A 22,903-nucleotide genomic window follows, 5' to 3' on the forward strand; every position below is an offset into this window, starting at 1 on the left:
TGTTACTTTTTTACATAAAGAGTTTTAAACCTATCTCCCATTCCAGTAGGCTCAATAAGAAGTTTGACTTTTTGAAGCTCTTTTAAGTAGACAGACTCACTTGTATGAGCTTTTAGTATTTCAAGCAGTTCTATTACTCCAAAGTTAATAAGAGAATTCATTTGTGTATCAAATTTAATATTGGTGATATTATTTTCCTCAAATATATCAATTAAATAATTAAAACATACATCATAGGTAATATCACTTGTTTTATAAGAAGTTTGTAGATTTATTTTTTTATCAAAAATTGGTAATACTTCGTGGTTTTTATAAACTCTTGTAGAAAAATCATTTCTATAAAATCTATCTCCATAATCAAAAGTTAGAAAGTGAAAGTTTTTTATATTTGAATCAATTGTTTTTATAAACTCTTCATAATCTAAGCAAACTTCACCTTTAGTTAGAGAGTATTTTTTACAGTGTTCTAAAAGTTTTTTATCCTCACATTTTTCAAAAACTATTTTTTCATCTTCAAGAAATGCTTGGTATAGGATATTTTCTTTTTCTAAAATTAATTCACAAGCAAAGGCATCAAATACTTCATTTGCTAAAATAAAAGCAGAGTTAAGTTTTACTTCATTAATATCATTGTAGTGAATAAGATTAATCTCATTTCCAAATGATTCTTTCATGTATTCTTTTTGAAACTTTTGTAAATGTTCAAATCTTTCAACAATAGCAAAATTAAGACTCTTTAGAAGTTCTGGTTTTAAAGTATAAATAAATTGAATAATATCAGCTAAAAGGTAACCATGATGTGCTCCAATTTCTAAAATTGTAGTATTTTCTTTTAAGTTGCCATTTTGAATTTCATCTATGATTTTTTTAGCAATAGCTCCACCAAAAAAACTTGAAGTAGATACTGAAGTATAGAAGTCTCCTTCTTTTCCAATCTCTTTATAAGTACTGTAATATCCATCATTTGAATAAAGCCATTCATGCATATATTGTTTGAAAGTTTTTTTATTTGAATTCATTTTTGAAGTTTAGCTAAAAAAGTTTGATACTTCCTATACAAGGTGTAACTGCATTGTAAATGAATTTAGATATAATACCTATTATAAATTATTTCAAAATAAGGAGTAGCCCAATGGAAAAAAGAACGAAGATTTTAGCAACACTAGGACCTGCAAGTAACAGTGTTGAGATGATTGAGGGGCTAATTAAAGCTGGGGCAAATATGTTCAGGCTTAATTTTTCACATGGTGATCATGAGTATCATTTAAATACATTAAATAATATTAGAACTGCTATGAATAATCTTAATACTACAATTGCAGTATTACAAGATATTTCTGGTCCTAAAGTGAGAATTGGTGATGTTAAAGAGCCTTTTGAACTATTAAAAGGTGATGAAATTACTTTTGTTAGAAATGAAATAGTTGGAGAAAAACAAGCTGATAAAAAATATATAGTATCAATCAACTATCCAGAACTACTTGATAAAGTAAAAGTAGATGAGTATATCTATTTATATGATGGAACTATTAGAGCAAAAGTTACTCAAACAGGTGAAGAGATTAAAGCAGTTGTTGAAAACCATGGAGTATTAGCTTCTAAAAAAGGAATTAACTTTCCAAATACTGTAATTGATATTGATGTTATTACTGAAAAAGATAAAAAAGATATTGCTTGGGGTGTTGAAAATAAAGTTGATTACTTTGCTATCTCTTTTGTTCAAAATAAAAGAGATATGGAACATGCAAGAGAACTTCTAGGTAGCTATAAGGGTAAACTTATTGCAAAAATTGAGAAGTTTGATGCTGTTGAGAATATCGATGAAATTATTGAAGCAAGTGATGGTTTAATGGTTGCAAGGGGTGACCTTGGAATTGAAGTACCATATTATGAAGTACCAACTATTCAAAAAAGACTTATCAAAAAAGCAAATGAAGCTTGTATGCCAGTTATTACTGCAACACAAATGCTTTTATCAATGACAGAAAATGAAAGAGCAACAAGAGCTGAAATCTCAGACGTTGCAAATGCTGTTTTAGATGGAACTGATGTTGTTATGTTAAGTGAAGAGAGTGCTGTTGGAGTTGATCCAATTAACACTGTTGAAACAATGGCTAATATTATCAAAAAAACTGAAGAGATTTATCCTTTTGATAAGCATGAAAAGTTAGCATACCATGATGAGTTTGATGTTATTCAAGCCACAGCTACAAAGTTAGCAGATGATTTAAATGCTAAAGGTATTATTGCTCTTACAAGTTCAGGTAAGTCTGCAATGAAAATATCTAGATATAGACCTAAAACACCGATTTATATCTTCTCACATAAAAGAAGAGTATTAAATCCTTTATGTGCAAACTGGGGAGTTTTCCCAATTGCTAAAATCAAAGCTGCACAAGCATCTAAGATGATTCATATTATGCTTAAAAAGCTTGAAGCTAAAGGATTATTAGATAAAGAGGGAATCTATATTGCTACAATTGGATATCCAGTAGGTATTCCAGGAAGTACAAATACTATTAAGATATTAACTCCATCTGAGATGGATTACTATTTAAACCTTCCAGCAATGAAGAAAAAATAGTTATAGTTTAAAAGGAAGCTTTATTCTAAATAAAGCTCCTTTGAACTTTTGATTATCATAAGTAAAACTCTTATTCTCTACTTCAATTTTACCTTTTAGATTTGAATCAATTATATTTTTAGTCATATATAAACCTATACCTGTTCCTTGCGATTTAAACTTTGTTGTAAAGTATGGTTCAAAAACCCTAGAAATAATATCTTTTTTTATTCCACCTGCATTATCATAGATTTCTATTAATAGATTCTCTTTTTGTTTTTTAATTGTTATAAAAATATATCTAGGAGTCTCTCTTTCAAGTAGAGCATCTTTGGCATTGTTTAAAATATTTAATAAAACTTGAATTAACTCATTTTCATAACTATTTATGGAAACATCATCAATACTAAAAATTAGTTCAATCTCTTTATTGTCTAGATTTGCAGAGATAAGACTTAAAACATTATTTAAAGTATCTTCAATTTTAAACTCTTTGATATGTTTATCTTTTGAGTAATAGTTTCTAAAGTCATCAATAGTATTTGATAATAGTTTTGTGCTAGTTACAATTGCTTGTAAATCTTTGTCTAAATCCTCATTGCTTATTTCACCTACTTCTTTTTTCACTCTAATTCCACTAGCTAAAGTACTAATAGCAGATAAAGGTTGTCTCCATTGGTGAGCGATATTTCCAAGCATTTCCCCCATTGCAGCAAGTTTTGATTGTTGATTTAACAAAGAGTCTTTTTGTCTAAGGGTATTTACTTGTTGTTTTACTTTTTGCTCTAACTCTTCATTTAGTTTATGAAGTTTATTATTGCTATCTTCTAGGCTTTTTGAATAGTATTGGAAAATATTTTTTAATCTTCTTGATAGTATAAGTATAATTGCAATAATTAATATAGTAACTAGTAGTGAAGCTAAAACTATAGTGGAAATATCATCTTGTAAGTTTTTATCTAGTAATTCTTGTTTTCTTTTTATCTCTTTATTTAAATTATCATTATAAAGCCCAGTTCCTATTACCCAATCTAAAATAGGTACATGTTTAACATAAGAAATCTTTTTAGAGGGTACGTGACCTTTAAAAAGTTTTTCTGATTGTTGATATTCTATAAATGAGGTTTTGTTTTTTATTGCTTTATTAACTATTGAAGATACATTTTTTTGTATTTTTTCATCTAATTTACTAAGAGGTACACCTATGATTTCTTTATTTTTATGAAGAATTGAAGTTCCCTTTGAATCCATAATAAAAATATATGAGTCATCTGGGTATTTTAGTTTACTTAAAAAAGCTATTGAGTTTTTAGAAATATTTTTCTTGATATCTTCTGTATATAAAGCACTACCAATAACGATATCTAAAGGCTCAAATAGTTTTAGAAAGCCAATCTTTTTTTCTATAGTTTTTGAGTTTGGACGAGTCCAGTGCCAAGATATAAAGCCTTCTTTTTTATTGTTTTTAAATACATTTTCAAAGCTTTCATAAAAGTTTAATCCATTTGTATCTTTTACATTTTTAATTGAGTTTCCTACGTGAGAAGGTGTTCCTGCATTTGAAATGACTTTTGCACTTTTTCTATCATAAATAAAAAAGTAACCATCTTTATTGTCAAAAAATCTTAATTTTCCCATTCTTTCATCTAAGAAAGAGAATAACTCTTCTTTTGGAAGATGGGAGTGGTTCTTATACATAAGACTTAAGTGTTGGTATCCAAGGTTTACAATATCTTTTATAGAGTGTTTAGATCTTTGTATTTCATTTTCATAGTTTTCATTTAAAAGAAGAGTTAGATTATCTATTTTTTCTTTTATAGAGTTTTTTAGCTCTAGGGTATGAGTCTGTTTTAGTTTATCAATTTCATTATTATGAGCTTCATATCTAGAAGAGACAAAAATATTTGTAAGAATAAAGGATGTAAGTATAACTCCAATAATTGGAAGAAGAACAATCCATTTTATGATTTTTATTTCATCGGTTAATTTACTCATGATAAATTATTATAGCATAAAGCTATAATAATTAAGGGTTTTATTAAATAATTTTAGAATATATTTCTAAAAGTTCAATTTGTTTTTGTAGCTCTAGAATTTGTACTTCTAGTGATTTGATTTTTTGAGAGTTTGCTAAAGTATCAACATCACTTTGCGTTTTTAGTTGAGCATTTTTTTCTTCAACAATAATTTTTAATAAAGAGTCATAAAGTTTATAATCCTCTTTTGCTATCTCTTTTTTTCTTTCAATCATATCTATTTTAGAAAGCTTTGTTTTATAGAAATTTTGTTCTTCTAAAATTATATTATTTAGATTTAATTTTGATTTTAGATATTCGATTCTTTGTGCTTCTACATCATTTAATGCTCTTACATCAAGTGGCATTGAAACAGAAACTCCATAGTTAGTTGTTGTTTCATCTTGAATACTAGTGTTTCCATCTGTATCATGGTAATGGCTATAATCCATGCTTACACTAAAAGTAGGTAAGTATTGAGACATAGACATTGATGCTAAATAATCTTTTTGTTTTACATCAACTCTTGCTTTTGCTAACTCTAAAGAATTTTCTAAAAAGTTTTCTTTATCTGTAAGAGTTAACTTTGGTAACTCAAACTTTTTATACTCTTTACTTGCAAGATTATTAAAGTTGTTTTCTAACTCTTTTTTTTGAAAGTATAAATCTGCAAGGGTATTTTTAACACTGTTTGCATCTAAAATGGCATTGTCTAAATAAGAAGTATCTAAAAAGCCATTGAACACTTGCTCTTTTTTTCTTTGAATATCTATGTTTGCATTTTTTAATAAAAACTCATTTTTCTTGATATTTAAATCTATAATATGAAGATTAAAAAGTAAAGTAGTTACTTGTTTTATTAACTCTTTTCTTTGAGTTTCAATATCCAAGTCATTATATTTGAAGTTTACATTTGCATATTTTATTGCACTATAGATACCACCACTTTTGAAAATTGGTTGATTTATAGATATCATACTTCTTGCTGTATCGTAAGTCTCAGTATAATCTTTTTTATAACTCAAAGTAACTGGGTTAATCCAGTCTTTTCTTAACTTTGAGCTATTTTCTTCATTTTGCTTTTTAGAAAAATCAATAATATCTAATCTGTCTTGCGAAAGAATTTTCTCATCTATTTCTTGGGCAAAAGAACTAGATAGAAAAATAGTTGAAACAAAAAATAGACTAGCTAACTTTTGAAATTGCATCATCTAACCTTTTAAATCCTTCATCAATCTCTTTTTTAGATATTGTTAATGGAGGTAAAAGTCTTAAAGTATTTTTTCCAGCTCTTAAAACTAAAACACCTTCTTCAAAGGCATTTTTTATAATAGCTGCAAGAGAGTCTGCATCTTTTATTCTAATACCTTTCATTAATCCAACACCAACTTTTTCTTGTAATAAGCTAGCATGTTTTTCTACAAGTTCATTTATTTTATTATCAAAGTAGATAATAATCTCATCTAATGTTCCTGCATTTTTATACTCATCTAAAATATCAACAACTTTTCCTGCAGCAGCTGTACTTAAGTAGTTCCCTCCAAAAGTAGAACCATGGTCACCGTATGTAAATAAATCTTTATGTTTAGTTACCACTGCTCCAATAGGAACTCCACCACCAAGACCTTTTGCTAAAGTAATAATATCAGGCTCAATTTCATATAGGTTTGAAGCTAAGAATTCACCTGTTCTATATACTCCTGATTGAACTTCATCAATAATAAGTAAAATACCTTGCTCTTTTAAAAACTTTGCAAGTTCTTGGATATCTTTTTTATCAAAGGGTTGAACTCCACCTTCACCTTGAACTAACTCAATCATAACTGCAACAGTTTCATCATCAATTGAGTTATAAATATCATCAATTCTTGCATCATATTTGAAACCATCTGGATACGGTGCGAAGTTTGGTGAGTGCATAGAAGCTTGACCCGTTGCTTTAACTGTTGTTATTGTTCTTCCATGGAATGAATGTTCTAACGTGATTACTTTATATCTTTTTTTATCAAACTTAGTTTCACCATATTTTCTAGCTAGTTTAATAGCACCTTCATTTGCTTCTGCCCCTGAGTTTGCAAAGAATGTAGCCACATCCATCTCTGAAAGTTTTGCAATCTTTTCAGCAAGTTTTGCTTGTGGTTCAATTGCATAAAGATTTGAAATATGAATAATATTATTAGCTTGTTTACAAATCTCATCAGCAACTTCTTTATTTCCATGACCAACTGAAACAACTCCAATTCCAGAAGTAAAATCAATATAGTCTTTATCTGTTTCATCAAAAAGTGTTGCGTTAATACCTTTTTTAAAGTTTACATAATTTCTTGCATATGTTTGAAGTACAAACTGTTTATCTAGTGTTTCTAACATTTTTTTCCCTAAAAATTATAATATATAAAAAAGATTATATCTAATTAATATTAACGAAAGTTATCAATAGCTTTTTGGTAGTATCGATTTAAGTCAAAAAGCCCAAATTGTAATTCATCTTGCTTTTTAAATTCATTTGTAAACCAATCATATTCATCCCAAAAATTAGGATTAGCTCTATTTACAATATATTTTAATATTAACTCTTTTTGCTTATTTGTTCCTTGATAATCATAGATTAAGTGGAAAAATTCATTTAAATCTTTTTGTTTTACTTTTACAAAGATATTTGGATAAGAACCAATAAAACCTTCAATAAAATTGATTCTATCTTTTTTAGGATTTAACCTTGAGTCCTCATCGAACATAAGTGCAACATTATCATGCCATCTATTTATAACCATAGTATAAATTAGGTTTTCACCATTTTCAAGCTCTATTCTTATATAGGCTAAGTTGGTTTTATCATCAGTGTGGTATTGAATAAACTTAGAGTTATTTGGAAGAGTTAATGTCTTAAAAGTTTGTTCTATTTGTTTTTTATTTTCATACTCTTTTAAAATCTTCACTGGAATATACTCTTTATCTATAAAGTTAATTGGATCTTTTTTTATATCTAAATATGAGAATAGTTTATCTGTAAACTCTTCTTTATAATCATTTGTTTGGTAATTTATATTTGGCTCACTATTTGAAGGAACATAAAGTGATAATCTTTTTGCTAACCAACCTTTATACCAAGAGTTGAAGTACTCTTTTCTTGAATCCTTTGGTAAAAACTCTAAAAAGTTTGTTTCTCCTTCTATTCTAAGTCTATCCATATGTTTTCTAACTAAAAACTGGTGAGAAGTACTTCCAAAAACATCAAAACCAGCAACAAGTGAATAATAAAGTCTTTCAATTAAAGGAAAGTCTATAACCCACATAGTTTTAGGAATATCTCCTAGAGCTCCTTTATGAACTGAAGCAGAATCAAAATGTCTATAAATAGTTAGTATTGAATCATTTTTATTATCACTATACTCATTGCCTTTCCAAAGCTCTTTTAAGCCAAGACCTTGGGGATAATATTTACTATAAATCTTATTTCTATTTTCAAAATATATTTTTGCTTGTTGATAGTTTTTTATAATAGTAAAGGTTTCTAATAAGTCAGGAGTTGCTCCATACTTATTTGGAATAGAAAGGTTCTTTAGGTTTTCATCTAAATAGTTTTTATCTTTCACAGAAACATCTGCTTCAGGGTCAATAAACATTACCCAGAAGTGGTCGTTGATTACATTTAATGCAATTTGACCTTTACAAACAGGACCTCTAATATATGTCATTATAAAGTAGTGAATATTATCAAGTAAGAATTTATACCTACTTTTTGCAGGAATTTGTTTAAAAGTTTTAAGTGCATTTGCAGAAACTTTAGTATCAAAAGCAGGCATATGTGGTTTTTCTAGCCAAGCACTATTTATAAATAGCTCTTTGTAGGTTTTTAATCTTTTATCATCTAATGTATAAACCATATGTGTTTTATGAACAATAGTTGAGGTAATAGGTTTAATTCTATAATAAAACTTCTCTTCTATTTTACTATATGGAAACCTTGTAGGAATAATATCAATCTCACCTGTTTTAGTTCTTGACCTTACTAGTTGAAAAAAGTTTTTACTACTATTGTCAAAACTAAGGTGTGCTAAAAATAAGTGCTCATAGATATATCTAGCAGTAACTTGATATTTCATTTTTTCATTATTAAAAAACTCTTCATACTTTTGAATTTGCTCTTTTTCAAGTTTAGATATTATATTTTTTTTATCATCTACAAAAGAGTTTGATTCTAACCATGAACTTAGAAGTTTATGCTCTTTTTTATTTAATGCAGGAAAACCATAAGGCATAGCTTTGTGAGGATTTTCTTTTAAATAATCATCTAGCTCTTTTTGATTTTTTACACAGGCTACTTCATCTGTTTCAGGAGAGTAGTCACCTTTATTTAAAGGGTTCTTTTGTTTCTCTTCTAGCAGTCTTAGCATAATGGATTCATTTGATTTTTCAGAATCTTTAAAATGATTAGTAACGGAGAAGAAATCTTTTTCTCTCCATTGCTCCTCTGTTTTAGCATCTACAAAAAGTCTTGAAGGTTCAACGGCAGTTAATCTATTTGCATAAATATCCTCTTTTGAAGCTCCTCTAGTAAGTCCTTCAAACGATGAAAGCTTTAATTGACAAGGTGAGTTATAACATGAGTGGCAAGTAACGCATCTGTTGTCTAAAATAGGTTTGATATCTTTTGTGAATGATAATTGTTCTTTTGCAAATATAGTATTTGGAAATAGGGCAAGCAAAGCTAAAAAAAAGATGAGGTGTAACTTCATTATAAAAATCCTAAAATTTTGAGTGAAAACATTATACTTAAATAAAAATTTTAAAGCTGTTTTTGATAAAATCAAAATTAAAATTAAAGGGAATAAATGCAGCACCTAATCCGTACAGCAGATTTTACAAAAGAAGAAATTTTAGAAGTTTTTGATGATGCTAGAATGTTTCTAGATATGCAAAGTAATGAAGTTCTAAAGGGAAAAATTGTAGTAAATCTATTTTTTGAAGATTCTACAAGAACTAGAAGTGCTTTTGAAATGGCAGCTAAAAGGCTTGGAGCTCAGGTAATTTCTTTAGATGTAGGAAGAAGCTCAAGAAGTAAAGGTGAAACTATCTTTGATACTATTGCAAATATTAATGCAATGCAGCCAGATGCTATTACTATTAGACATAGTGAATGTGGTTTACCAGGAACTTTAGTTGACCATGTTGATTGTCCTATTATTAATGCGGGTGATGGAAAACATGCACATCCTACTCAAGCATTATTAGATTTCTTTACTATTTATGAGCACTTTAATGGAGAAGTAGAAGGAAAGAAAATCGCAATTATTGGAGATGTAAAAAGTTCAAGAGTTGCAGGTTCTAATAGAAGACTTCTTTCAAGATTTGGAATGGACGTTTGTTTTGTTGCTCCTGATTGCTTTAAATATGAAGATAGTGAGTTTAAACAATATGATACTTTAGATGAAATCATTGATGAGGTTGATGTTGTTATGAGTTTAAGAACTCAACTTGAAAGACATGACGAAGTATATTTTACATCATTAACTGACTATGCAAAAAACTATTGTATTACAAAAGATACTTTTGGAGATAGAGATATTTTATTACTTCACCCAGGACCAGTAAATAGAAATATTGATATTTCTGATGAAATGTTAGTTGACCCTAGAAACAAAATCTTAGAGCAAGTAAGAAATGGCGTTGCTGTAAGAATGGCAATTTTAAAGAAACTTATAAAGTAAACTAGCTAAATAAATTGAACAAAGACTTACAAAACCTACTAAATAAATATGGCTCTTTAAAGGAGCCATTTTTTTTTCTTATCTCTTATGATTTATCAAAATCTTATGTAAAACCTTTAAGTGAACTTCCTAATGAAGTAAAATATGAGATAAATGAAAAAGTATCTTCAAAACTTTCAACTAAAACCTTAGAAAAAGAAGAGTTGAAAAAGTATCCACTATCTTTTAACGAGTATAAAAAGAGTTTTGATATTTTACAAGAACATATAAAAAATGGAAACTCTTATATTCTAAACTTAACAGCAAAAACAAAAATAGAAACAAAATTTTCATTAGATGAAATCTATGAAAAAGCAAATGCAAAATATAAGTTAAAGTTTTTTGATGAGTTTGTTTGTTTTTCCCCTGAAAAATTTATAGAAATCAAAAAGAACAAAATAGCAACATATCCTATGAAAGGAACAATTGATAGTAAAGTAGAAAATGCAAGTGCTAAAATCTTAGGAAATATAAAAGAGATGGCAGAACATACTATGGTTGTTGATTTACTTAGAAATGATTTAGGAATTGTGGCAAACAAAATAAAAGTAGACAAGTTTAGGTATATTGATAAAATAAATGCAGGTGATAAAAAACTTTTACAAGTTAGTTCTAAAATAACTGGGCAACTTGATGAAGATTGGCATAGTAAAATAGGTGATATTTTAACTTCAATTTTACCAGCAGGTTCTATAACAGGAACGCCAAAGAAAAAAACTGTTGAAATACTAAAAGAGAATGAATCTTATGATAGAGATTACTACACAGGTGTTTTTGGAGTATATGATGGAAAATCTTTAAACTCTTGCGTTATGATAAGATTTATTGAAAAAGATGAAAAAGGAAACCTTTACTATAAAAGTGGTGGAGGAATTACCTGTGATTCAAATGTTGAAGATGAATACAAAGAGCTTATTGATAAAATCTACTTACCCTTTTAATTACAAAAAGATTACATAAAAACTTATTTTTTAAACTTGTAACCAAAAAGTTTATTTCTTGTATTAAAATCCTTGAAATTTTTTTTAGGAGAAGATATGAAGAACACTATTTTTGTAATAGAATATGCAAAAGGAAGTGACAAAGGCTTTGACGGTTTTAGACCTGATACTAAACCAATTTTAGATGCAATTGAGGAAGTTGGTGATTATAAAACTGAGATAGTTTTTTATAGACCAAATAGAAAGTATGAACTACTTGAGTATTTAAAAGAAAAAGCAGTTTCAGTTATAAGTAGAATTAACCCAGGTAACTTAAAAGAAGTAGATGAATATTTTCAATTTTTAAAGGCATTAGGAAATGCAGGAGTTGAAGTTCATACTCACCCAGATGTTATGATTAATCTTGATTTTAAAGATATTCTAGCAAAATTAAAGGGAACTAGACTTGGTGATGAAGATACTTACTTTTACAATACATTCACTGATTTTGCAAGAAAATTCCCTGCTGATTTAGATAAATATGGAATTAGAGTTTTAAAAACAAACTACGGTTCTACAGGTGAGGGCGTATATTTAGTATCTAAAAAAGATGATGGTTCAATTTTCTCTGTTGAGGCTGTAAACAATGAGAAATTTTACTATGACAACATCAATGAGTTTTTAGAAAAGTTTGAATCAAGATTTGAAGAAGAATCAGAATATGCTGCATACTTCAAAGGTAAAAATGGTTTTGTAGGGTGTAGATATTTAGAAAGAATAGCAGAAGGTGAAGTAAGAGTTTTACTTGTAAATGATAAACCTATTTCAGTAGTACATAAAAAACCTCAAGAGGGTGAATTCTCTGCAACTTTATTCTCTGGGGCTCAATACAAATATGAATCACCAGATGAGCCAAAATGGAAAGATGTAGTTAAACTTACAACAAAAGGTTTAAAGGATTTAAAACCATTCTTAAAAGGTCAAAACTATCCACTTCTTTGGACTATGGATTATATTATGGATTATGATAAAGATGGAAATGATATCTATGTTTTATCTGAAATCAACTGCTCTTGCGTAGGAATCACAACAGAACTTCAATATGCAAAAGAAGTTGCAAAGGTTTTTGAAACTTCAAAGAAAAAGAAGAAAAAGTAGGTTTATCCTACTTTTTTGCTTCTATATCTTTTTATAATTTTTTAATTAAAAAATAAAAGGATATAAATGAAAAATACAGCACTACTACTAATAGACTTACAAAATGACTATTTCTCAAGTTTTGAAGGGGCAAAATACCCTTTAGCAGACTCAGAAAAAGCTTCAAGAAATGCTTCAATACTTTTAGAGGAGTTTAGGAAAAAAGCCTTAAACATAATACATATAAAACATGAAAATCCAAATGAAAATGCACCTTTCTTTGAAATAGGTTCAAAGGGAGCACAAATACACAATAGCGTCAAACCTTTAGAAGAAGAAACTGTAATAAGTAAAAATTTTCCAAATTCATTTTTAAAAACACAACTAAAAGAAGTTTTGGAAGAAAAGGAAATAGACTCTCTTATAATTGTAGGAGCTATGACTCATATGTGTGTAGATGCAACACTTAGAGCTGCAAAAGATTTTGGATATAATTGCACTGTTATAAATGATGCTTGTGCAACAAAAAATTTAGAGTTTAATGGAAAAATTGTATCTTCTAAAGATGTACAAAATAGTTTTATGGCAGCTTTTGAGTTTGCTTATGCAAAAGTAGAGAGTACAAATGATTTTTTAAAAGGCTTTGATTGTTAAAATTAAATAACTTACTTGTTTTATATATTTACGATAAACACTCTTCTAAAAATGAGGTTTTGCCACTTTTGCAGAAAAATTTAAAAAAGGTTTTCACTGCAAATAGTTTAAAACAAGCAAAGAGTTCTTATAAAAAATATTCACCATGTATTATTGTTGTAGATGACTCTTTTTGCGATAATACAATGGTGAAGTTTCTTCAAGAAGTTAGGCAAAGTGATATTAAAACTGCAGTTATAGTTTTAAGTGCTAATAAAACAAATGCTTATCTTTATGAGTTAATGGAGCTATATATTACAAAGTATATTTTAAAACCTTTTTGCCAAGATAAGTTTTTAGAAGGTCTTGAAAAATGTCTTGAAGTTATAGAAAGTAGAATATATAGTAATGTAAATCTAGGAAATGGCATTTTATTTAATTTTCAAACTCAAAGCATTACAAAAGATGGGAAGGTTTTTATTTTGAATAAAAAAGAATCTATCTTAGTAAATCTTTTTATCCAAAACCCAAATAGAGTTATTACTTATGAAGAGTTAGAATACCATATTTGGGACAATGAGTGCACAACTGCTGCTTTAAAGTCTTTGATTCGAGACTTTAGAAAAAAGACTTATAAAACAATTTTACAAAACTATTCAGGCATAGGCTATAAGTTAAATATAGAAAACTAAGCCTTACTCCATAATCTCAAAAAGTTTGTTATGTCATCTTTAACATAGATATTCTCTGTTATATCATGTTTTGTTTGAGCTAAGATTACTACCTTTGCATTTTTATATTTTTTTAGTGCTTTAGTACAATGACCTTGAACTTCATGGTCTTTATTAGGTTCTGATTTTTCACTAAAAAATTCATCATGGGTTCCAATGATATTTAAAAATGGGTCTTTCTTTTTTGCTCCAATTTTAAAATCTTTTGAGTAGTAACTATTTTCACAAGAATAAGCTGTAACTATTCTTCCTTTAAATTCATTTCCTTTATAAAATGCTGCTGCTAAGCCACCTTCAGAATTGCCCATTAGAAACATATTGTTTTTATCTACAAAGTTAAACTCTAAAATATTTTTTAGATTATAGACAATTTCTGCTTGTCTTAGTTTATGAACTTTTTCATAGGAACTTAGTTTGTCAGGGGTTGAATATGTAGGTCTATTTTTGATTTTTAGTGAGTTTGGAGAGATAAAAATAAAGCCTTGTTCTACAATCCATTTTCTATAAATAGTTCCTTTATTTAAACCCTTTGAACCATGTATAAATAAAACAAGAGGAAATTTTTCTTTATACTCATTATAGTTTTTAAACTCTTTTTTGAATTTATATAGTTGTCCAAAATAAGGTTTTTTTATTCCCATAAAACCTTTTGGTAAACCAACATAAGCATATTTAAATGTGTCATAGAAGTTTTCATATTTTTTTATTGTCTTTTTAATTTCAATCAAACTAGTAGTTCCTAAAATTTTTTTGGATATTATAACCAAAAATATAAACAATAAAGAGACAATATTTATGAACTATTTTGAGACAATTAGATGTGAAGATTATGAGGTTTTTAATTTAGAATACCATGAAAAAAGAGTTGCAAAAGCTGTGGCTTTGAATTTAAGTCTTCAAGAGTATCTTTATGCTCCATCAAATGAACTTTTAAGGTGTAAAGTTATTTATGATGAGAACTCAATTTTAAGTGTAGAGTTTTTCCCTTATAAAAAAAGAGAAATAAATAGTTTTAAAATTATAGAAGATGAGAAAATAGAGTATTCAAAAAAATATTTAGATAGAAGTAGTATTGATAGCTTGTATGAGAAAAGAGGCTCTTGTGATGAAATTATTATCATAAAAAATGGTTTAGTAACTGATACTTCAATTGCAAATATTGCTATTTATGATGGAACTACTTGGTTGACTCCTAAAAAACCACTTTTAGAAGGAACTATAAGAGCTAGGCTTTTAAAAGAGGGCTCTTTAGTGGAAAAGGATATTGATTTAGAAATGCTAAAGCAAAGTAAAAAATTAGCTCTTATGAATGCAATGATTGATTTTGATGTAATTGAGGATTATTCATTTTCTTTATAAATTCGGTTTAGAAGATTCTTCCATTTATCTTCTTTTCCCCAGTCTATTTTTGCTTTTTTGTGAATCTTTTTATTTTTTAAGATAAAGGCTTCTTTTTCATTAAAAATAAACTTTGGAGTTAAATCTGTTCTTTTGATAAAAGGAAGAACTCTAAAACTTAGATTGTCTAGAATCAAAGGCATAGAGTTTTTGTTTTCTAAGTAAGTTAATACCATGTGATAGTTTGTTGCACCTTTTACTTTTACAACAGCTAAAAAAAGTTTCTCTTTAGGAATTCCAACTTCTTTTAGGGTAAAATATTTTGCAATTGCATAATCTTCACAATCTCCTTTACCTTCTATAATAAACTCTTTTGGAGTAGCCCAATAATCATCTGAACTATATTTTGTAGAATCATTTACAGGTAAAATCTTATTATAAAAACTATTTACATAGTTTAGTTTTTTTTCTAGTGAGAAGTCTTTTATTTTAGTTTTTAATTCTAAATATTTTAAAAGTCGTAAATAAACGGCTTTTTTATTTGGATTATTTTTAAGCTCTTCTTTGTCTTTGTCATTTAAAGTTATACTTTTTGCTTGTAAAAATAATGTAGAAATTAAAATAAGTAGAATTATGCGTTTCATAAGTTATAATAACAAACTAATTTAAAATGCAGGATTAAAAATGATTAACAATATATTAGAAGATGTAGAATACAAAGAATTAGTTAGTGAACAAGTAAAAGATACAATGATTTATTTAGTAAACAAAGGTCAAGAGTTTGCTATAACTGCAAATATTGATGCCGTTGATTTCAACCCTGAATTACCTGTTGCAACAAAGGAACAACTTGCAAAGTTTTCCCTATTTATATTAAAAAATTATACTTATAGTACTATCAAAATAGAAGAAGATTTTATAAGTTTTGAAGCAGGCTTTGGAAGTGAAAACTTTGGTTCAACAGTTAAAATACCATTTCACGCAGTTTTCCAAATAGTTGTTGATGAGTCTATTTTATTTGTAAATTCAGTTGCTACAATAGATAAATACAATGAAAATGTGATTAAAGAAAAATCAATGAATATTTTTAAAAACAATCCAAATAACAAAAGATTTAAGTAATTTTGAGTTTAGAACGAGAAATAAAGACTGCATTTAAAATCTCTATCCCTGTTATGATGGGATACTCTGTTTTAGGTTTTGCCTTTGGATTACTGTTAGTATCTTTTGATTATCCTTGGTATTTAGCACCTCTTATGTCACTTTTCATTTATGCAGGGGCTTTACAATTTGTTGCAATAAACTTTTTTAATGCAAAAGCAGGTTTTGTAGATATAGCAATTGCTTCTTGGTTTGTAAACTTAAGACAATCCTTTTATGGCTTATCTTTATTAAAGAGATTTAAAAAAACAGGAAAGTTAAAACCTTATTTGATATTTGGTTTGACAGATGAAACATATGCTTTATTAACAACAATAAAAGATGATGAGCAACTAAAAAAGAAGTGGTACTATTTCTTTTTGACAGCTTTCAATCAAGCTTATTGGTTCACAGGTGCAACTTTAGGAGCAATCGTTGGCTCAAATATTGAGTTTAATACAGCAGGTCTAGAGTTTTCATTAACAGCTCTTTTTGTTGTTCTTTGTATAGAACAATATAAGAACTTAAAAAACTCAATACCATTTTTAATTGGCTCTATTGCTTCAGTTGTTGCTTTGATACTAGTTCCTTCAGATAAGATGCTTATTGTAACTATTTCTCTTGCTTTAGTATTACTGTTCTTTTTTAGACAAAGGCTAAGTAATGAGTAGTATGGAACTTTATATTGCAATAGCAATTATGGCTGTAGTAAACTTTTTGACAAGAGTATTTCCCTTTGTTTTTTTTGCAAAGAAAGACTTACCAAAGTCAATGGAGTTTATTGAGAAGTTTTTCCCAGCAACTATTATGACAATTTTGGTTTTTTATACTTTGAAAGATGTTGATTTCTCTTTATATCCACATGGAATAAAAGAAGTAGGGGGAATAGTTTTTACAGCCCTTTTACATTTGACTCTAAAAAACTATTTGGTTTCTATTTTTTTAGGAACTATCTTTTATATGGCTTTAGTGCAATATTTTTAGCACTAAAGCTTAACTATAGATGATTTTATTTCTACCTGTTTTTTTTGCCTCATAAAGTCTTTCATCAGCAAGTCTCATTATTGAATCAATAGTTGACTCTTCCGTAGGAATTAAACTTACTAAACCTCCTGAGATAGTTACATAGTCACTTACTGTACTGCCTTCATTTTTAATTTCAAGTTTAGCAATTGACTCTTCTAATTTATCTAAAATAGTTAATATCTCTTCTTCATTTTTATTTGTGAATAAAATAGTAAACTCTTCTCCACCCACTCTATAAACAGAGATATTATTGTCTTTACATAACTGTTTTAATGCCTTAGAAACTTTGATTAAAGCTTCATCACCCTTTGCATGTCCATAAGTGTCATTTAGCTTTTTAAAGTAATCTATATCAAATATCATTACAGAAATAAGTGTATTTGTATCTTTCTTTTCTTCAAGCTCTTTTTCAAACTGTTCATCAAAATATCTTCTATTATATATTTTTGTAAGTTGGTCTGTTATTGAAAGTTCTTCAAGTTTTTTATTGATTTTTCTAAGCTCTTTTTCTGCTTTAAGTCTAGCTTTTCTTTCTCTAATAAGATTAATTGTTTTAATTGATAATTTATCATACATAGAAAGAATAGTTTCAATAAGACTTTTCATTGAACCACTCATCATACTTTCAGTTTCAAAAACAGCTTCTTGCATACTTTTACCATCTTCTAAAGCTTTAATAACTAATGCAAACCTTTTGTCTTCATCTACTATATGAAAGGCTAACCATCTAATTAAAAATAAAAGAATCTCTTCAATAGCTTCATTATAGTTTTTATCTTTATTTTTCTCTTTTAACTCTAATACTTTTGGTAGAAAAGATTCATGACTATGATTATGTTGTTTAAGAAGTTCTTCGTCTTTGATATGCTTTTGCCAAACTTTCTCTTCACTTTTAAAATGAAAATCTGCATATTTTGCTAACTCATTGAAAGTCTCTTCTACTTCAATAGCTTCATCTTGTGTTAAACTATTAGCAAGCTTATTTAGAAGCTCTATAATAGTCTTATGCTGTTCATCTATTTCTTCAATACCTATTTCAAGATTTTCATTCCAAGGGAAAATCTCAAAGTTTTCTGTGATTTTTTTCGTCAAGTCCTAGTCCCTAAATTGTATGTAATAAACTTTTTTATTATTGTAACAAATGTGACTGAAAAGTATTCTTTATAGAGTAAATAAATGTAAATATTATGTAGGTTTTAAGATGAGCAAAAAGCTCATCTAGTAGTTTATTGTTTTGGTGCAAATGGGAATAAAGCAGATCCCCATGTAAGTCCAGCTCCAAAAGCATCAAATAAAAGCATATCACCTTTTTTGATTTTACCTTGCTCATAAGCATAGTTCATAGCCATTGGAATTGATGCGGCTGAAGTATTTCCATATTTGTCAACAGTTACAACTGTTTGCTCATCATTTAATCCTAAAGCTTTACCTACTGCTGAGATAATTCTATAGTTTGCTTGATGAGGGATAAAGTGAGTAATATCTTTATTAGTGATATTATGTTTTTCCATCATATCTTGTACATCAGAAGTTAAAGTTTTAACAGCAAGTTTGAAAGTCTCATTTCCTTTCATTCTAATACAAGCCATTTTATTATCTAAAACCTCTTGGCTACAAGGATGTTTACTTCCACCACCAGCAGTTTTAATTAAATCATCATAATTTCCATCACTTGAGCAGTTTACATCAATTATAGCTTCTTCTTTTTTGTCTGTTGCAGAAATAATAGCTGCTCCAGCACCATCTCCGAAGATAAAGCATGTTGTTCTATCTGTATAATCTAAAATTGAAGTATATTTTTCTGCACCAATAATTAGTACATTTTTTTTCATTCCTGACTCAATGAATGCTTTTGCCATAGATACTGCATAAACAAAACCTGTACATGCGGCACTTACGTCAAATGCTTGAACTGGAGGTAAATCAAGTTTTGATGCAATTAAACAAGCAGTAGATGGCATACAAAGATAATCAGGAGTTACTGTTGCACAGATAACTAAATCTATATCTTCTTTTGCAATATTTGCTCTGTCAATAGCAACTTGCGCTGCTCTTGCACCTAAATCAGATGAAGCTTCATTCTCTTCTGAGATTCTTCTTTCTTTGATTCCTGTTCTTTTAGTAATCCATTCATCTGTAGTGTCAATGATTTTTTCAAAATCAAAATTAGTCATAATCTTTGGAGGTATATAAGCTCCAATTGATCTAAACGCTGCATACGTCATAAAAATTTTCCTTAAATAAAAAAGAGGGGATTAAGAGCTATATTGCTTTAATCTCTCTTCAATATCGTTGTTTAAGTTAGAACTTGCACTATTGATAGCTTGAAAAATAGCATTTTGAATAGCTTTAGGATTTGATTTCCCATGTGCAATGATAACTGGAGCTTTTACACCTAATAGTGGAGCACCACCATATTCAGCATAATCTACTCTAACTTTTAAGTTTTTAAATACTTTTCTCATTAATACTGCACCAGCAATTGAGATAAGTGATCGTTTAAGGTTTTTCTTGATAATTTGACCTATAGTATCTGCTACACCTTCAGCAGTCTTAAGTAAAATATTACCAATAAATCCATCACAAACAACAACATCAACTGAACCTTTAAAAATATCACTACCTTCTACATTTCCTGCAAAGTTAGGAATTTTAGAAATTAGTTTAAAGGCTTCCTTAGTAACTTCATTACCTTTGCTTTCTTCTTCACCATTGCTTAATAATCCAACTAGTGGTTCATCAATTTGTAAAACATCTCTTGCATATACTTGACCCATAACTGCAAATTCAAATAGGTTTTTTGAATCACAATCAACATTTGCTCCAACGTCTAATACTAATGTATTTTGGTTTTCACTTGTTGGCATAAGTGTTGCAATTGCTGGTCTAGAAACACCTTTAATTCTTCCGATTCTAAGTGTTGCTAAAGACATTGATGCACCTGAGTGACCTGCTGAAACAACTGCATCTGCTTCTCCAGACTTAACTAAATCAATTGCTTTGTAAATAGTTGAATCTTTTCTTTTTAATGCGTCTGTTGCAGAATCAGTCATACTGATTACATCTTCTGTATGTACAATTTCTACTCTGTTTTTTAAGTGTGAAGGGATTAAGTTTTCAAGTTGAGTTTTATCACCTACTGCAATAGCAGTAAAGTTATTATTTAGTCTTAGAGCGGCAATTAAACCGTCTATTATGGGTTCGGGACCGAAATCCCCTCCCATAGCATCAATAGCAATTTTAAGCATTAGTTTTTGTATTCACCAGTATTTGGGTTTACCGTGTGAGGCATCTTCCAAGTTCCGTCACTATCTTTTACCGGTCTTTTTAAAGTAATTTTATAGTGAGTTCTTCTCTTAGCTGCTCTAGTATGAGATACTCTTCTCTTAGGTACTGCCATATTATTCTCCTTATTTAATATTCTTTATCGACTAATTCACAATCTGTACAGTTATTACAGATATGATAGTCACTGTATATAGATGATATTTCACTTTCAATAATAGCATTGAAGTCTATCATATGATCATCTATTTCTATTACTAAGTCTTCTGACTCAGAGGATTCATTCTTGAAAATACCATCACTTATCAAGAAATTAAACTCTTCCTCTAAAGTAACAGTATCGTCTTCACCACATCTTGCACATTGAACTGTAGTTTTACCATTTAAAGTGCTGTCGATTTTGACTAATGATGGCGATATTTTACAAAAAGTACCTTCAATTTTAACTGAATTGAACTCTGCACTAAAGTTTTTAGGGCTTTGTGGTACTTTTCTAAATTCTATTTTCATTTAAAATATGAACTATTCTTAGCAAATTTCTCTGTCAGAGAAGAAAAATTTAATTTCGATAGCTGCATTTTCTAAAGAATCTGAACCGTGTACTGCATTTGCATCAATTGATTCAGCGAAATCTGCTCTGATTGTACCAGCTGCAGCTTCTTTAGGGTTAGTAGCACCCATTAAATCTCTGTTTTTAGCCATTGCATCTTCACCTTCTAAAACAGTAACAACAACTGGTCCAGAAATCATGAATTCAACTAATTCACCAAAGAAAGGTCTTTCAGCGTGAACTGCATAAAATGCTTCAGCATCTGCTTTAGATAACTGTACTTTTTTAGTTGCAGCAATTCTTAATCCGTTTGATTCAAATCTATCTAAGATTTTTCCAACAACGTTTTTAGCTACTGCATCAGGTTTAATGATTGATAACGTTTGTTCCATAGGTATTTTCCTCTTTAATTTTTTAAGTCGCGGATTATACCTAAAAAATAAAAAAAAGGCAAGTAGTAAAAAATACTACTTACCTTTGACATAATAAAATTGTATATAATTAATGTTAAAAATTAGTTATTAATCTTCAACGCAAGGTTCACCCTCAGTCATACCATCTCTAACTGGGTGTGCTGCACCTTCTCTTGCATCCCATACGATACATCCTTCAGTAGGACATGCTTCTGCACATGCAGGTTCATCGTTGTCACCGATACACTCAGTACATGTATCAGCATTTACAAAATAGATATCCTCACCTGTTGGGTTTTCATCATTATCAACAATTGATTCAGTTGGACATTCATCTAAACATGCATCGCAATTAATACAAATATCTGTAATTTTAACTGCCATTTATAACTCCTTGTTAAATTTTAGAAACTTTAGCACAGTAATAATAAATTTATCTTTAAGTCTTTATATTATTATAAAACCCACAGAATGGTAGTTTAATGAAAATAATAACAACTATCAAATAGTAAAAGAAAAGAAAACTATTATTTCTTCTATTTGGATAAAAATTTTCCTAAAATAAAATTTGTCTTAAATTTTAAACTTTATCTATTCACTTATTATTAGTTTTAATTAGTTTGTACTATAATTTCATCACAAATTAATTTTAATAAAAGGAAATTACATGTTAGTTACAAAAAAAGCTCCAGATTTCACAGCTACAGCAGTACTTGCTGATGGTCAAATTGTTGAAGATTTTAACCTATATGATAACATTGGTGAGAAAGGTGCGGTATTATTTTTCTATCCATTAGATTTTACATTCGTTTGTCCTTCAGAAATTATCGCATTCTCTAAAAGAATTGAAGAGTTTACTTCAAGAGGTATCAATGTAATTGGTGTTTCTGTTGACTCACAATTCTCTCACTTCGCTTGGAGAGAAACTCCAGTTGAAAATGGTGGAATCGGAAGAATTAAGTATCCATTAGTTGCTGACTTAAGCAAACAAATCTCTAAAGATTACGATGTATTATTCGGAGAGTCTGTAGCATTAAGAGGATCTTTCTTAATTGACAAAGATGGAACTGTTAGACACGCTGTAATTAACGACTTACCATTAGGTAGAAACATTGACGAGATGATCAGAATGGTAGATACTATGTTATTTACTAATGAGCACGGTGAAGTTTGTCCTGCAGGTTGGTCAAAAGGTGATGAAGGTATGAAAGCAGACAAAGATGGTGTTGCTGAGTATCTTGCTAAGCACGAAGGTGACTTATAATATTTAAGTAAAGATGCCTCTCTTGGGCATCTTTGCACTTTCTAGCAATTAATTTCTTGACATTTTTTTAAATAAACACTAAAATAACACTATAAAATTCTTAATAACACTACAAAACTTACATTACTTTATGTAATT

At 28.7% G+C, this 22,903-nt stretch carries 25 protein-coding genes; 11 read left to right on the forward strand and 14 right to left on the reverse strand.

Annotated features, from left to right (window positions below; genetic code table 11):
- Positions 1-2: 2 nt before the first annotated feature.
- The gene (locus CRV03_RS07895; RefSeq protein WP_258239042.1) at positions 3-1,019 is read right to left on the reverse strand and encodes an SAM-dependent methyltransferase; all 1,017 of its coding nucleotides are present in this window, start codon (positions 1,017-1,019) and stop codon (positions 3-5) included.
- Positions 1,020-1,132: 113 nt separating this feature from the next.
- On the opposite strand from CRV03_RS07895, the gene pyk reads away from it, so the two are divergent.
- The gene (pyk, locus tag CRV03_RS07900; protein WP_129084596.1) at positions 1,133-2,584 is read left to right on the forward strand and encodes a pyruvate kinase; all 1,452 of its coding nucleotides are present in this window, start codon (positions 1,133-1,135) and stop codon (positions 2,582-2,584) included.
- Here the strand turns inward: pyk and CRV03_RS07905 are convergent, their stop codons facing one another.
- The 4 genes from CRV03_RS07905 to CRV03_RS07920 are packed head-to-tail and all read right to left on the reverse strand — an operon-like array spanning position 2,585 to position 9,317.
- Positions 2,585-4,558: a cache domain-containing protein gene (locus CRV03_RS07905; RefSeq protein ID WP_129084597.1), complete on the reverse strand. Its 1,974-nt coding sequence runs from the start codon at positions 4,556-4,558 to the stop codon at positions 2,585-2,587. It abuts the gene before it with no gap.
- Between the two features lie 43 nt (positions 4,559-4,601).
- A complete protein-coding gene (locus CRV03_RS07910) occupies positions 4,602-5,786 on the reverse strand; it encodes a TolC family protein (RefSeq protein WP_258239043.1) in 1,185 nt (394 codons plus the stop codon).
- Entirely contained in the window at positions 5,764-6,948 is a 1,185-nt protein-coding gene (locus CRV03_RS07915; RefSeq protein ID WP_129084599.1) for an aspartate aminotransferase family protein, read from the reverse strand. Before CRV03_RS07915 ends, CRV03_RS07910 begins: the two co-directional genes overlap by 23 nt.
- Before the next feature lie 50 nt (positions 6,949-6,998).
- Complete coding sequence (locus tag CRV03_RS07920) at positions 6,999-9,317, reverse strand: fatty acid cis/trans isomerase (RefSeq protein ID WP_129084600.1); 2,319 nt, start codon at positions 9,315-9,317, stop codon at positions 6,999-7,001.
- A gap of 96 nt (positions 9,318-9,413) precedes the next feature.
- Between CRV03_RS07920 and CRV03_RS07925 the strand changes: the two genes are divergently transcribed.
- The 5 genes from CRV03_RS07925 to CRV03_RS07945 all read left to right on the forward strand — a co-directional run bounded on the left by CRV03_RS07925 (position 9,414) and on the right by CRV03_RS07945 (position 13,710).
- A complete protein-coding gene (locus tag CRV03_RS07925; protein ID WP_129084601.1) occupies positions 9,414-10,289 on the forward strand; it encodes an aspartate carbamoyltransferase catalytic subunit in 876 nt (291 codons plus the stop codon).
- Positions 10,290-10,303: 14 nt separating this feature from the next.
- Positions 10,304-11,269: an aminodeoxychorismate synthase component I gene (locus CRV03_RS07930; RefSeq protein WP_129084602.1), complete on the forward strand. Its 966-nt coding sequence runs from the start codon at positions 10,304-10,306 to the stop codon at positions 11,267-11,269.
- 96 nt (positions 11,270-11,365) lie between these two features.
- Positions 11,366-12,406 carry a Cj0069 family protein gene (locus tag CRV03_RS07935; protein WP_129084603.1) on the forward strand — a complete coding sequence of 347 codons (1,041 nt, stop codon included), beginning with the start codon at positions 11,366-11,368 and terminating at the stop codon, positions 12,404-12,406.
- Positions 12,407-12,472: 66 nt separating this feature from the next.
- Positions 12,473-13,039, forward strand: a complete 567-nt coding sequence (locus CRV03_RS07940) for a cysteine hydrolase family protein (RefSeq protein WP_129084604.1) — start codon at positions 12,473-12,475, stop codon at positions 13,037-13,039.
- The gene (locus tag CRV03_RS07945) at positions 13,033-13,710 is read left to right on the forward strand and encodes a response regulator transcription factor (RefSeq protein ID WP_129084605.1); all 678 of its coding nucleotides are present in this window, start codon (positions 13,033-13,035) and stop codon (positions 13,708-13,710) included. The genes CRV03_RS07940 and CRV03_RS07945 overlap by 7 nt, the downstream gene beginning before the upstream one ends.
- On the opposite strand, the gene CRV03_RS07950 is transcribed toward CRV03_RS07945, so the two are convergent.
- Positions 13,707-14,477 (reverse strand): dienelactone hydrolase family protein, encoded by a 771-nt coding sequence (locus tag CRV03_RS07950; protein ID WP_129084606.1) that lies wholly within the window; start codon positions 14,475-14,477, stop codon positions 13,707-13,709. The two genes, CRV03_RS07945 and CRV03_RS07950, sit on opposite strands and share 4 nt — an antisense overlap.
- 67 nt (positions 14,478-14,544) lie before the next feature.
- On the opposite strand from CRV03_RS07950, the gene CRV03_RS07955 reads away from it, so the two are divergent.
- Complete coding sequence (locus CRV03_RS07955; protein ID WP_129084607.1) at positions 14,545-15,108, forward strand: aminotransferase class IV family protein; 564 nt, start codon at positions 14,545-14,547, stop codon at positions 15,106-15,108.
- Here the strand turns inward: CRV03_RS07955 and CRV03_RS07960 are convergent.
- Positions 15,090-15,731: a transglutaminase-like cysteine peptidase gene (locus tag CRV03_RS07960; protein ID WP_129084608.1), complete on the reverse strand. Its 642-nt coding sequence runs from the start codon at positions 15,729-15,731 to the stop codon at positions 15,090-15,092. The genes CRV03_RS07955 and CRV03_RS07960 overlap by 19 nt on opposite strands.
- Before the next feature lie 40 nt (positions 15,732-15,771).
- On the opposite strand from CRV03_RS07960, the gene CRV03_RS07965 reads away from it, so the two are divergent.
- The 3 genes from CRV03_RS07965 to CRV03_RS07975 are packed head-to-tail and all read left to right on the forward strand — an operon-like array spanning position 15,772 to position 17,211.
- Positions 15,772-16,209, forward strand: a complete 438-nt coding sequence (locus CRV03_RS07965) for a hypothetical protein (protein ID WP_129084609.1) — start codon at positions 15,772-15,774, stop codon at positions 16,207-16,209.
- Positions 16,210-16,211: 2 nt separating this feature from the next.
- Positions 16,212-16,898, forward strand: a complete 687-nt coding sequence (locus CRV03_RS07970) for an AzlC family ABC transporter permease (RefSeq protein ID WP_129084610.1) — start codon at positions 16,212-16,214, stop codon at positions 16,896-16,898.
- Positions 16,891-17,211, forward strand: a complete 321-nt coding sequence (locus tag CRV03_RS07975; RefSeq protein WP_129084611.1) for a branched-chain amino acid transporter permease — start codon at positions 16,891-16,893, stop codon at positions 17,209-17,211. Before CRV03_RS07970 ends, CRV03_RS07975 begins: the two co-directional genes overlap by 8 nt.
- Before the next feature lie 9 nt (positions 17,212-17,220).
- Here the strand turns inward: CRV03_RS07975 and CRV03_RS07980 are convergent, their stop codons facing one another.
- The 7 genes from CRV03_RS07980 to CRV03_RS08010 all read right to left on the reverse strand — a co-directional run bounded on the left by CRV03_RS07980 (position 17,221) and on the right by CRV03_RS08010 (position 21,885).
- A complete protein-coding gene (locus tag CRV03_RS07980) occupies positions 17,221-18,345 on the reverse strand; it encodes a GGDEF domain-containing protein (protein WP_129084612.1) in 1,125 nt (374 codons plus the stop codon).
- 134 nt (positions 18,346-18,479) lie between these two features.
- Positions 18,480-19,478, reverse strand: coding sequence for a beta-ketoacyl-ACP synthase III (locus tag CRV03_RS07985; RefSeq protein WP_129084613.1), 999 nt, complete (start codon positions 19,476-19,478; stop codon positions 18,480-18,482).
- Positions 19,479-19,508: 30 nt separating this feature from the next.
- Positions 19,509-20,501, reverse strand: coding sequence for a phosphate acyltransferase PlsX (gene plsX / locus CRV03_RS07990; protein WP_129084614.1), 993 nt, complete (start codon positions 20,499-20,501; stop codon positions 19,509-19,511).
- Positions 20,501-20,653, reverse strand: a complete 153-nt coding sequence (gene rpmF, locus CRV03_RS07995; RefSeq protein WP_129006532.1) for a 50S ribosomal protein L32 — start codon at positions 20,651-20,653, stop codon at positions 20,501-20,503. The genes plsX and rpmF overlap by 1 nt, the downstream gene beginning before the upstream one ends.
- 14 nt (positions 20,654-20,667) lie before the next feature.
- Positions 20,668-21,048, reverse strand: coding sequence for a YceD family protein (locus tag CRV03_RS08000; RefSeq protein ID WP_129084615.1), 381 nt, complete (start codon positions 21,046-21,048; stop codon positions 20,668-20,670).
- Between the two features lie 18 nt (positions 21,049-21,066).
- Positions 21,067-21,480 carry a nucleoside-diphosphate kinase gene (gene ndk, locus CRV03_RS08005; protein ID WP_129084616.1) on the reverse strand — a complete coding sequence of 138 codons (414 nt, stop codon included), beginning with the start codon at positions 21,478-21,480 and terminating at the stop codon, positions 21,067-21,069.
- 129 nt (positions 21,481-21,609) lie between these two features.
- On the reverse strand, positions 21,610-21,885 hold the full coding sequence (locus CRV03_RS08010) for a 4Fe-4S dicluster domain-containing protein (RefSeq protein ID WP_129084617.1): 276 nt from the start codon (positions 21,883-21,885) through the stop codon (positions 21,610-21,612).
- A 283-nt stretch (positions 21,886-22,168) separates the two neighbouring features.
- Here CRV03_RS08010 and CRV03_RS08015 point away from each other — a divergent pair, with 283 nt between their 5' ends.
- Positions 22,169-22,765: a peroxiredoxin gene (locus tag CRV03_RS08015; RefSeq protein ID WP_129084618.1), complete on the forward strand. Its 597-nt coding sequence runs from the start codon at positions 22,169-22,171 to the stop codon at positions 22,763-22,765.
- The last annotated feature ends 138 nt before the right edge of the window (positions 22,766-22,903 follow it).

The sequence above is a fragment of the Arcobacter sp. F155 genome (assembly GCF_004116455.1).
Taxonomy (GTDB): Bacteria; Campylobacterota; Campylobacteria; order Campylobacterales; family Arcobacteraceae; genus Halarcobacter.

Coding starts and splice junctions, on each gene's coding strand:
- CRV03_RS07895 (WP_258239042.1), bottom strand. CDS start 1,019: ATGAATTCAAATAAAAAAACTTTCAAACAATATATGCATGAATGGCTT.
- pyk (WP_129084596.1), top strand. CDS start 1,133: ATGGAAAAAAGAACGAAGATTTTAGCAACACTAGGACCTGCAAGTAAC.
- CRV03_RS07905 (WP_129084597.1), bottom strand. CDS start 4,558: ATGAGTAAATTAACCGATGAAATAAAAATCATAAAATGGATTGTTCTT.
- CRV03_RS07910 (WP_258239043.1), bottom strand. CDS start 5,786: ATGCAATTTCAAAAGTTAGCTAGTCTATTTTTTGTTTCAACTATTTTT.
- CRV03_RS07915 (WP_129084599.1), bottom strand. CDS start 6,948: ATGTTAGAAACACTAGATAAACAGTTTGTACTTCAAACATATGCAAGA.
- CRV03_RS07920 (WP_129084600.1), bottom strand. CDS start 9,317: ATGAAGTTACACCTCATCTTTTTTTTAGCTTTGCTTGCCCTATTTCCA.
- CRV03_RS07925 (WP_129084601.1), top strand. CDS start 9,414: ATGCAGCACCTAATCCGTACAGCAGATTTTACAAAAGAAGAAATTTTA.
- CRV03_RS07935 (WP_129084603.1), top strand. CDS start 11,366: ATGAAGAACACTATTTTTGTAATAGAATATGCAAAAGGAAGTGACAAA.
- CRV03_RS07940 (WP_129084604.1), top strand. CDS start 12,473: ATGAAAAATACAGCACTACTACTAATAGACTTACAAAATGACTATTTC.
- CRV03_RS07955 (WP_129084607.1), top strand. CDS start 14,545: ATGAACTATTTTGAGACAATTAGATGTGAAGATTATGAGGTTTTTAAT.
- CRV03_RS07960 (WP_129084608.1), bottom strand. CDS start 15,731: ATGAAACGCATAATTCTACTTATTTTAATTTCTACATTATTTTTACAA.
- CRV03_RS07965 (WP_129084609.1), top strand. CDS start 15,772: ATGATTAACAATATATTAGAAGATGTAGAATACAAAGAATTAGTTAGT.
- CRV03_RS07975 (WP_129084611.1), top strand. CDS start 16,891: ATGAGTAGTATGGAACTTTATATTGCAATAGCAATTATGGCTGTAGTA.
- CRV03_RS07985 (WP_129084613.1), bottom strand. CDS start 19,478: ATGACGTATGCAGCGTTTAGATCAATTGGAGCTTATATACCTCCAAAG.
- plsX (WP_129084614.1), bottom strand. CDS start 20,501: ATGCTTAAAATTGCTATTGATGCTATGGGAGGGGATTTCGGTCCCGAA.
- rpmF (WP_129006532.1), bottom strand. CDS start 20,653: ATGGCAGTACCTAAGAGAAGAGTATCTCATACTAGAGCAGCTAAGAGA.
- CRV03_RS08000 (WP_129084615.1), bottom strand. CDS start 21,048: ATGAAAATAGAATTTAGAAAAGTACCACAAAGCCCTAAAAACTTTAGT.
- ndk (WP_129084616.1), bottom strand. CDS start 21,480: ATGGAACAAACGTTATCAATCATTAAACCTGATGCAGTAGCTAAAAAC.
- CRV03_RS08010 (WP_129084617.1), bottom strand. CDS start 21,885: ATGGCAGTTAAAATTACAGATATTTGTATTAATTGCGATGCATGTTTA.
- CRV03_RS08015 (WP_129084618.1), top strand. CDS start 22,169: ATGTTAGTTACAAAAAAAGCTCCAGATTTCACAGCTACAGCAGTACTT.